This is a genomic window from Fuscovulum blasticum DSM 2131 (assembly GCF_003034965.1).
Lineage (GTDB): Bacteria > Pseudomonadota > Alphaproteobacteria > Rhodobacterales > Rhodobacteraceae > Pseudogemmobacter > Pseudogemmobacter blasticus.
The window spans coordinates 226555-235497 of the sequence record NZ_PZKE01000005.1; the positions used below are offsets into that span (position 1 = coordinate 226555).

Annotated in this window: 12 protein-coding genes; 7 read left to right on the forward strand and 5 right to left on the reverse strand. The window is 66.3% G+C overall.

Annotation, left to right across the window (positions count from 1 at the left end):
• The first annotated feature begins 131 nt into the window (after positions 1–131).
• The 5 genes from purL (at position 132) to grxD (ending at position 3934) form a co-directional block, all read left to right on the forward strand.
• A complete protein-coding gene (gene purL / locus C5F44_RS07535) occupies positions 132–2294 on the forward strand; it encodes a phosphoribosylformylglycinamidine synthase subunit PurL (protein WP_107672889.1) in 2163 nt (720 codons plus the stop codon).
• On the forward strand, positions 2294–2764 hold the full coding sequence (locus C5F44_RS17805; RefSeq protein ID WP_146161913.1) for a GNAT family N-acetyltransferase: 471 nt from the start codon (positions 2294–2296) through the stop codon (positions 2762–2764). Before purL ends, C5F44_RS17805 begins: the two co-directional genes overlap by 1 nt.
• A complete protein-coding gene (locus tag C5F44_RS07540) occupies positions 2761–3240 on the forward strand; it encodes a GNAT family N-acetyltransferase (RefSeq protein ID WP_181318212.1) in 480 nt (159 codons plus the stop codon). The genes C5F44_RS17805 and C5F44_RS07540 overlap by 4 nt, the downstream gene beginning before the upstream one ends.
• Before the next feature lie 80 nt (positions 3241–3320).
• Positions 3321–3563: a BolA/IbaG family iron-sulfur metabolism protein gene (locus tag C5F44_RS07545; protein ID WP_107672891.1), complete on the forward strand. Its 243-nt coding sequence runs from the start codon at positions 3321–3323 to the stop codon at positions 3561–3563.
• An 11-nt stretch (positions 3564–3574) separates the two neighbouring features.
• Positions 3575–3934 carry a Grx4 family monothiol glutaredoxin gene (gene grxD, locus C5F44_RS07550; RefSeq protein WP_107672892.1) on the forward strand — a complete coding sequence of 120 codons (360 nt, stop codon included), beginning with the start codon at positions 3575–3577 and terminating at the stop codon, positions 3932–3934.
• 91 nt (positions 3935–4025) lie between these two features.
• Here grxD and C5F44_RS07555 read toward each other — a convergent pair whose 3' ends face one another.
• From C5F44_RS07555 to C5F44_RS07565, 3 genes are read right to left on the reverse strand one after another with little or no spacing between them, the layout of a single operon-like run.
• Positions 4026–4361 carry an MliC family protein gene (locus C5F44_RS07555; RefSeq protein WP_107672893.1) on the reverse strand — a complete coding sequence of 112 codons (336 nt, stop codon included), beginning with the start codon at positions 4359–4361 and terminating at the stop codon, positions 4026–4028.
• Positions 4358–4732 (reverse strand): cell division protein ZapA, encoded by a 375-nt coding sequence (locus C5F44_RS07560; RefSeq protein ID WP_107672894.1) that lies wholly within the window; start codon positions 4730–4732, stop codon positions 4358–4360. The genes C5F44_RS07555 and C5F44_RS07560 overlap by 4 nt, the downstream gene beginning before the upstream one ends.
• Positions 4725–5228: a hypothetical protein gene (locus tag C5F44_RS07565; RefSeq protein ID WP_107672926.1), complete on the reverse strand. Its 504-nt coding sequence runs from the start codon at positions 5226–5228 to the stop codon at positions 4725–4727. Before C5F44_RS07565 ends, C5F44_RS07560 begins: the two co-directional genes overlap by 8 nt.
• 217 nt (positions 5229–5445) lie before the next feature.
• Between C5F44_RS07565 and tkt the strand changes: the two genes are divergently transcribed.
• Together tkt and C5F44_RS07575 are read left to right on the forward strand one after the other, a co-directional pair.
• Complete coding sequence (gene tkt / locus C5F44_RS07570; RefSeq protein ID WP_107672895.1) at positions 5446–7461, forward strand: transketolase; 2016 nt, start codon at positions 5446–5448, stop codon at positions 7459–7461.
• A 122-nt stretch (positions 7462–7583) separates the two neighbouring features.
• Complete coding sequence (locus C5F44_RS07575; protein WP_107672896.1) at positions 7584–7943, forward strand: hypothetical protein; 360 nt, start codon at positions 7584–7586, stop codon at positions 7941–7943.
• Positions 7944–7961: 18 nt separating this feature from the next.
• On the opposite strand, the gene C5F44_RS07580 is transcribed toward C5F44_RS07575, so the two are convergent.
• Complete coding sequence (locus tag C5F44_RS07580) at positions 7962–8441, reverse strand: VOC family protein (protein WP_107672897.1); 480 nt, start codon at positions 8439–8441, stop codon at positions 7962–7964.
• 32 nt (positions 8442–8473) lie between these two features.
• Positions 8474–8943: anhydro-N-acetylmuramic acid kinase (locus C5F44_RS07585; protein ID WP_181318213.1), on the reverse strand; the 470-nt coding region annotated here is incomplete at its 5' end.

The window sequence follows — 8943 nt, forward strand, 5'->3', positions numbered from 1 at the left end:
AGGTCAGGGCCACCCCTGACACCTGTGAAAATGCGGGCACATCAGGCGCCGTCCCCCTTGCAGGGGCTTTCGCGCCGAGGCGGCATCGGATAGGACGCGCGCATCCCCTTGCCGCGACCGGAGGCCCCGTGATGAGCGAACCCCAGATCACCCCCGACCTTGTGGCGGCGCATGGGCTGAAGCCGGACGAATATCAGCGCATCCTGCAGATCATCGGGCGCGAACCGACCTTCACCGAACTGGGCATCTTCAGCGCGATGTGGAACGAGCACTGTTCCTACAAGTCGTCGAAGATCCACCTGCGCAAGCTGCCGACCACCGGCCCGCAGGTGATCTGCGGACCGGGTGAAAACGCCGGCGTCGTGGACATCGGCGATGGCGATGCGGTGATCTTCAAGATGGAGAGCCACAACCACCCCTCCTACATCGAACCGCATCAAGGCGCGGCAACCGGCGTGGGCGGCATCCTGCGCGATGTCTTCACCATGGGCGCGCGGCCGATCGCGGCCATGAACGCGCTGTCCTTCGGCCTGCCCAGCCATCCGAAGACGGCGCATCTGGTCAAGGGCGTGGTGGAAGGCGTGGGCGGCTATGGCAACGCCTTTGGCGTGCCGACGGTGGGCGGCGAAGTGCGGTTCCACAAATCCTATAACGGCAACTGTCTGGTGAACGCCTTTGCCGCCGGGCTGGCCCGCACCAATGCGATCTTCTATTCCGCCGCCAGCGGCGTGGGGATGCCGGTGGTCTATCTGGGCGCCAAGACCGGCCGCGATGGCGTGGGCGGCGCCACCATGGCCAGCGCCGAATTTGACGAAACCATCGAGGAAAAGCGCCCCACGGTGCAGGTCGGCGACCCCTTCACCGAGAAATGCCTGCTGGAAGCCTGCCTTGAGCTGATGGCCAGCGGCGCGGTCATCTCGATTCAGGACATGGGCGCGGCGGGGCTGACCTGTTCCGCCGTGGAAATGGGCGACAAGGGCGGCCTTGGCATCCGGCTGCAACTGGATGACGTGCCCCAGCGCGAAACCAACATGACCGCCTATGAGATGATGCTGTCCGAAAGCCAGGAGCGGATGCTCATGGTGCTGAAGCCCGAGATGGAGGCGGAAGCGCGGGCGATCTTCAGGAAATGGGATCTGGACTTCGCCATCGTCGGGGAAACCATCCCCGAGGACCGCTTCCTGATCCTGCACGGCAATGAGGTGAAAGCCGACCTGCCGTTGTCGAAGCTGGCGTCCAGCGCACCGGAGTACGACCGGCCCTGGGTCGAGACGCCCCCCGCCCCCGCCCTGGTTCCCGTGCCCGAGATCGGCCTGCTGGATGGGCTACAGGCGCTGATCGGCAGCCCGAACCACGCCCACAAGGGATGGGTCTATGAACAATACGATGCCCAGGTCGGCGCCGACACGCTGGTGACGCCCGGTCTGCCCGCCGGCGTGGTGCGTGTGCATGGCACCGGCAAGGCGCTGGCCTTCACCAGCGACGTGACCCCGCGCTACGTCAGGGCGAACCCTGTGCAGGGCGGCCGGCAGGCCGTGGCGGAAGCCTATCGCAACCTGACCGCCGTGGGCGCGCTGCCACTGGCAACCACCGACAATCTGAACTTCGGCAACCCCGAAAAGCCCGAAATCATGGGACAATTCGTCGGGGCGCTGAAAGGCATCGGTGAAGCCTGTATCGCGCTGGACATGCCGATCGTCTCGGGCAACGTCAGCCTTTACAACGAAACCGATGGCCAGCCGATCCTGCCCACGCCGACCATCGGCGCCGTGGGGCTGCTGAAATCTCTGGATGAGCTGATTGCGGGCAAGCCCGAAACCGGCGATCTGGCGGTGCTGGTGGGCGCAACCAAGGGCCATCTGGGCCAGTCTGCGCTGCTGGCGGAAGCCTTCGGCATTGAATCGGGCGATGCCCCGCCGGTGGATCTGGCGGCCGAGCGCCGTAACGGCGAGTTCATCCGCGCCAACCGCAAGGCGCTGCGCGCCTGTACCGACCTTGGCGATGGCGGGCTGGCGCTGGCGGCCTTTGAACTGGCGGAAGCCGCGGGTCTGGGTGTCTGGATCGACGCCAACGACATCCCCTTCCTGTTCGGCGAGGATCAGGCCCGCTATCTGGTGGCGGTGGCGCAGGCCGATCTGGCCGGGTTGCAGGCCGCGGCCAAGGCGGCCGGCGTGCCGCTTGCCCTGGTTGGCCAGTTCGGTGGCGAGACGGTGACGCTTGGCAGCGAATCCGCCCCGATGGCCGAACTGTCGAAGCTGTATCGCTCGGCCTTCGCGGCAGCTCTGGGCGTCTGATGCTGCGCCGGATCGGGCCTGACAGCCCGGACCTGCCCCGTATTGCGGCGCTGATCGCGGCGCATCCCCGGACCTTGCTGCAACAGACCGAAGCCGACGTGCAGGCGCTTGCGGCAGACCCGAAAAGCCGGGTTCTGGTGTGGGACCGGGGCGAAGGTTTTGCCGGATTCGCCACCATCGAAGCGCTTTATCCGCAGGTGGTGTTCCTGACCAACCTTGCACTGACGCAGCCGGGTCGGGGCGACGGGGGCGCGCTGATCCGGGCAGCGTTGGAGCTGGCTTTCACCGACATGCGGGCGCATCGTCTGTTCTGCGACATCGCCTTTGACAATGCCGCTGGTCTGGCCGCCTTTGCCCGGGCCGGACTGGTGCGCGAAGGCACGATGCGCGAATGTTGGCTGCGGGCCGATGGCTGGGTGGATTGCCACGCCTATTCGATGCTGGCCCGGGAATGGAAGGCCCTGACATGACCCTTCGGAGCGCGACTCCGGCCGACATCGGCTTCATCCGCAGCCTCACGACGCGGCCCGACTATGCGCCCTTCATTGGGGACAGCGACGAGGCCACCTTGCAGGGCTGGATCGACAGCCCCGAGGCGCGGGTGCTGATCTGGGACGAAGGCAAAGGCCCGGCGGGCTTTGCCATCTTCCGCGAGATCGGTGATCCGTCGGGGCGGGTGGAACTGTTCCGCATCGCGCTGGCGCAGGCCGGTGGCGGGCGGGGCGATGCCTTCTTCGCCGCGCTGGTGGACTATGGCTTTGCCACACTTGGCGCGGCGCGGCTCTGGCTGGATGCCAGCGGGGAGAACCCGCGTGCAATGAAAATCTACGAACGGGCCGGGTTCCGCCGCGAAGGGGTGCAGCGGGCGCAATGGTGGCGGCCCTGCCTTGGCCGGGCGGTGGATCTGCATCTGTTCGGAATGATGCGGGACGAATGGCAGGCCTGACCGCCCCCGCCCTGATGCCGCACTTGCAGGCCCTGCCCCTTGGACATACATCTTATGCCAGTCAATGAATGAGGCCCGCAATGGCGATGGAAGCCGAAGACATCGAGGCGCTGATCCGCGCTTCCTTTCCCAAAGCAAAGATCACCGTGATCGACACGGCGGGCGACGGCAACCACTGGGCGGCGGAAGTGATCGACGAATCCTTCCGCGGCATGAACCGTGTGCAACAGCAGCGCGCGGTCTATGCCAGCCTGAAAGGCAAGATGGACGGCGCGCATGGTGAACTACATGCGCTGGCGTTGACCACCAAAGCTCCGGACTGAAAGGACAAGGCATGAGCGCGCAGGATCAGATCCGCGAGACGATCACCAAGAACGATGTGGTGCTTTACATGAAGGGCACCAAGATGATGCCGCAATGCGGGTTCTCGTCCCGCGTCGCCGGGGTGCTGAACTATATGGGCGTCGACTATGTTGACGTGAACGTGCTGGCCGATGCCGACGTGCGGCAGGGCATCAAGGATTTCTCCAACTGGCCCACCATTCCGCAGCTTTATGTGAAGGGCGAATTCGTCGGCGGCTGCGACATCGTTACCGAGATGACGCTGTCGGGCGAGCTGGACGCGCTGTTCGAAGCCAAGGGCGTGGCCTATGACAAGGACGCGGCGAACAAGATCCGCGAAGCAAACGCCTGAGTAAGGCGGCAAATTCCTTCGAAGGAATTTGCAAAAAATCTTCGGCGATTTTTGCGCCCGGCGGTCCCCGCCGGGCGTTTCCTTTTCCGGTTCAGCCGGATTCCTTGCAGTTCTGCAGCACGGGTGTCTCTTCCCCGGCTTCCTTCCAGTACAGCGCCGCCTCGTCGCCCTTGGTCCACCAGACGTAGTTTGCACCGTCCGAAGGCCAGCCGTAGCGGGCCCCCGAGGCCGCAGGTTCATTGTAAAGGGTGATCTGGGTGCCCTCGACATGGATCACCGCCAGCGACAGGTCGACGGCGTTGACATAGGTGGCCGGCACCATAACCCCGCGGTCGCAGGTGTAGCGCGTGGTCAGAACCTGGGTCTCATCGGCAACCGCAGGGGCGGCAACCAGGGCCGCCAGAAGCATCAGCGAGATCCGTTTCATGCGCGAGCCCTTTCTTCGGTGCGGTCGGCCAGCGCCTCGGCACGGGCGGCGATTTCGGCCAGCGTCTCGAAAATCTGCGGCGGTACCACCGGCACCTCAACCCGCTGCGCGGGCGGCGCGGGGCGGGCTTCCAGTTCGGCCACGCGGGCGCGTAACTGGCGCAGCTCGTCTTCGCCGGCGGCGGTCTTGTCAGCCAGCATCAGCCCCGCCATCAGCAGCATCTTGGGTTCCGGCACCCGCCCCATCGCCGCGATCAGCGGTTGCGCTTCGGCATCCAGCATCTGGGCCGCCGCGCGCAGGAAATGCTCTTCGCCCGGCTGGCAGGACACCACAAAGGGCCGGCCACCGATAAGGACTTCGATCTCAGGCATTTTCCGCCTCCGTCAGATGTTCGTCGAGGGCGGCCGTAAGCTCATCCAGCTCGGCCAGTTCCGAAAGGCGCGTGGCGCGCAGCGCGTCAAGTTCGGCCAGCATGGCGCGGTTGATCTGCGCCGCATCCACGCTGCCGGCGTCCTGCGCTTCGCGCAGGCGGCGCAGTTCCTCGCGCAACAGCACGGCCGTCTTGCGCATACGCTGCAATTCCAGACCCTGCACATCAAGCTGGCGGGTCATCTTTTCGATCCGCTCATCCTGCGGGCTGCGGCCCGCAGCTTCGCGGTCGCGGATCGCGCGCAGGCGCTCACGCAACTGGGCCGATGTGGCCCGCTCGGCCGCAAGCTCGGTGCGGATCTGGTCAAGCTCCAGCGCAAGCGCGGCCACGGGAACGGCGGGCGGCGGGGCGACGGCGGGCGGGGGGCTGTCCAGCCCCCGACCGATACGGTCCAGCGCGGTGCTGATCCGGCGTTCAAGTTCGATGATATCCTGCATCCGCTGCCCCTTCCCGAATCCGTCGCTGCGGGGCTGTTCCGCCCCTTCGGACACGGCCTGCGAATCGCCCCGCAAACCTGCTTGGGCAATCTTATCGCGAAACCGGGGGAAAGCGGCCAGCCTTTCTTCCCAAGGCCTTGGCGAGCAAGCTTGATCTTGCCAAGGCGGGCCGGTATCGCGGGAGCAACCCTGTTGCAGCCCCGAAAGGACCGCCATCGTGGAAATCGCCGCCCTTCGCGCCCGCCACCCCGACCACTGGATGCGGGCAACCGCGATCCGCGCGCTGACGCTGGATGCCGTGGCCGCGGCCAATTCGGGCCATTCCGGTATGCCGATGGGCATGGCCGATGTGGCGACGGTGCTGTTCTCGAAACACCTGAAGTTCGATCCCAAGGCGCCCCGCTGGCCGGACCGCGACCGTTTCATCCTGTCGGCGGGCCATGGCTCTATGCTGATCTACAGCCTGTTGTACCTGACCGGCTATCAGGATGTGACGCTGGATCAGATCAAGAACTTCCGCCAGTGGGGGGCCATCACCGCGGGCCACCCGGAATACGGCCATGTGGCCGGCGTGGAAACCACCACCGGCCCGCTGGGCCAGGGCATTTCCAACGCCGTGGGCTTTGCCATGGCCGAAGAACACCTGCGCGCCCGCTGGGGGGCCAAGGTGCAGGACCATTACACCTATGTCATCGCCGGTGACGGCTGCCTGATGGAAGGCGTCAGCCAGGAAGCCATCGGCATTGCCGGTCGTCACAAGTTGAGCCGGCTGATCGTGCTGTGGGACAACAACGACATCACCATCGACGGCAAGGTGTCGCTGTCGGACGTGACCGACCAGAAGGCCCGCTTCGCGGCCAGCGGCTGGGACGTGTTCGAATGTGACGGGCATGACCCGGATGACATCGACCGTGCCATCACCGCCGCCAAGGCCAGCGCCGGCCCGGCCATGATCGCCTGCAAGACGCATATCGCCATCGGCCATGCCGCGCAGGACACTTCGAAGGGCCATGGCGCGCTGACCGACAAGACGCAACTGCAGGCCGCCAAGGATGCCTACGGCTGGCCCGGCGCCGCGTTCGAGGTGCCGAAGGACGTGAAAGCCTGGTGGGAATCGCTGGGCGCCAAGGGCGCAAAGGCCCGTGCGGACTGGGAAATCCGGCTGGCCACGCTGTCGGCGGCCAAGCAGGCCGAGTTTGCGCGCATCTTCGCGGGCGAGCCGGCTCCGAAGCTGGGCGCGGCCATTCGCGCGGTAAAGAAGGCCGCGGTCGAGGCGCCGGCCAAGCTGGCCACCCGGTCGGCCAGCGAAAAGGTGCTGGCGGCGGTCAATCCGGTGATGACCGAGACCTTTGCCGGATCGGCCGATCTGACCGGATCGAACAACACCAAAACGTCTGATCTGGGTATGTTTGACGTAAGCTCCAGAGGCGGACGTTACATGTACTGGGGCATCCGCGAACACGGCATGGCGGCGGCGATGAACGGCATGGCGCTGCATGGCGGCGTGCGGCCCTATTCGGGCACGTTCATGGCCTTCACCGATTATGCCCGCCCGTCGATGCGGCTTTCGGCGCTGATGGGGCTGCCGGTCGTCTATGTGATGACGCATGACAGCATCGGTCTGGGCGAAGACGGCCCGACCCACCAGCCGGTCGAACATCTGGCGATCAGCCGCGCCACGCCGAACACGCTGGTGTTCCGGCCCGCCGATCTGGTGGAAGTGGCGGAATGCTGGGAACTGGCGCTGAGCCAGACCGGCACCCCGTCGGTTCTGGCACTGAGTCGGCAGAACCTGGCGGCCGTGCGGACGGCGCACACCAACCAGAACCTTTCCGCAAAGGGCGCCTATGTGCTGGCCGAAGCCACCGGCAAGCGCCGGGTGATCCTGATCGCCACCGGGTCGGAGGTGGAGATCGCGCTGAAAGCCCGCGAGGCGCTGGAGGCGGAAGGGATCGGCACGCGCGTCGTCTCGATGCCGTCGATGGAACTGTTCGCCGCGCAGGACGAAGCCTATCGCAAGAAGGTGCTTCCCGCAGGCCCGGTGCGCGTGGCCATAGAAGCCGGCGTGCGGCAGGGCTGGGATCGCTGGCTGCTGGGTGAGCGCGGGCGTGACGGCAAGGCCGATTTCGTGGGCATGTCGTCCTTCGGCGCCTCGGCCCCCTACGAGCGGCTTTACAAGGAATTCGGCATCACCGCCGAAGCGGCCGTCGCCAAGGCGAAGGCGCTGCTCTGAGACCAGAGCCCGGAGCGTTCAAACGCTCCGGGCCGGTCTTTTCAACGAAACGGTCCCGGCCTTTGGCTGTGTTCACGGCCCCTGCCGGTCTGGGCGGGCGCCTGTTGTAAAGGGTTGTCATCATGGCAAAAAGACTGGCATTTCTGCTGATCGCCGCCGGCCTGATCGGCTTTGGCGCCTTGCGTCAATTCGGCACCCCTGCCGTGCCGGCGGCGGACAGGGCGCGGTGCGAGGCCATTGTGGCCGAGCTTTACCAAGGCAGCCCCGAGACCATTGCGACGATGGCCGCAAGCTGCGGCGATGCCGGAATGGTGGCGATGATGGATGCGCGCAAGGCCGGCGACGGCGCGTCAGAGGCTGCCGCCTCGGTCGCGGCGGCGAACCGATCGGACATCGTGGGGACGCTGATCAACTGCGCCCTGATCGGGGCCGGAATCGGGGCGCTTGGCGCCGCCTTTGGTGCGGCCCGCCGCAAGGCCTGACGGCCGGGCGTCGCCGGGTCAGCCGCGACGGGCGGCGTCGATCCGGGCCACGTCGATCCTGGTCATCTCCATCATCGCGGCGAAGGCACGCGCTGCTTCGCCGCCGCCTGCGGCCAGCGCCTCGGTCAGGGTTTGCGGGGTGATCTGCCACGACAGGCCCCAGCGATCCTTGCACCAGCCGCAAGCGCTTTCCTGCCCGCCATTGCCGACGATGGCGTTCCAGTAACGGTCTGTCTCGGCCTGATCCTTGGTGGCGATCTGGAACGAAAAGGCTTCGGACTGGCGGAAGGCAGGTCCGCCGTTCAGCCCAAGGCAGGGGATGCCAAGAACGGTGAATTGCACAGTCAGCACATCGCCCGCCTTGCCTGACGGGAAATCGGTCGGGGCGCGCAGGATGGACTGCACCGCACTGTCGGGGAAGGTTTCGGCGTAGAACCGCGCCGCCCCTTCGGCGTCATTGTCATACCAGAGGCAGATCGTGTTTCGGGCGATGGTCATGGCAACGCTCCTTTGTCTGAACGGCGCCGGGATCAGGCGTCGGGCCGGCTGATCTGTCCACCGCCGACATTGGCGGCCACGCCGGTGGTCGCGGGGCAGGACGTTGGCAGGCCGCGCAACACGCGGACGGCAAGGAAGGCAAAAGCCTGGGCTTCCAGCATATCCCCATTCAGGCCGGCTGTCTCAACCGGCTCAACCTTGCAGGGGAAGCCGCGCGACAAGTGGCGCATCATCACCGGGTTCAGCCGGCCGCCGCCGGTGACCAGCAAGCGGCTGGCCGGGGCCGGAAAATGCTCGGCCCCCTTCACCACGGCGGCGGCGGCGGCGGCGGTCAGCGTGGCGGCGGCGGCCGGAGTGTCCAGCTTGCGAACGGATTCCAGCAGGCTGTTGAAATCGTTTCGGTCCAGCGACTTGGGCGGCATCTTCAGGAAATAGGAATGGTCGAGAAAGGCCTCGATCACCTGCCGCCTGACCCGGCCTTTCGCGGCCACCGCCCCCCTCC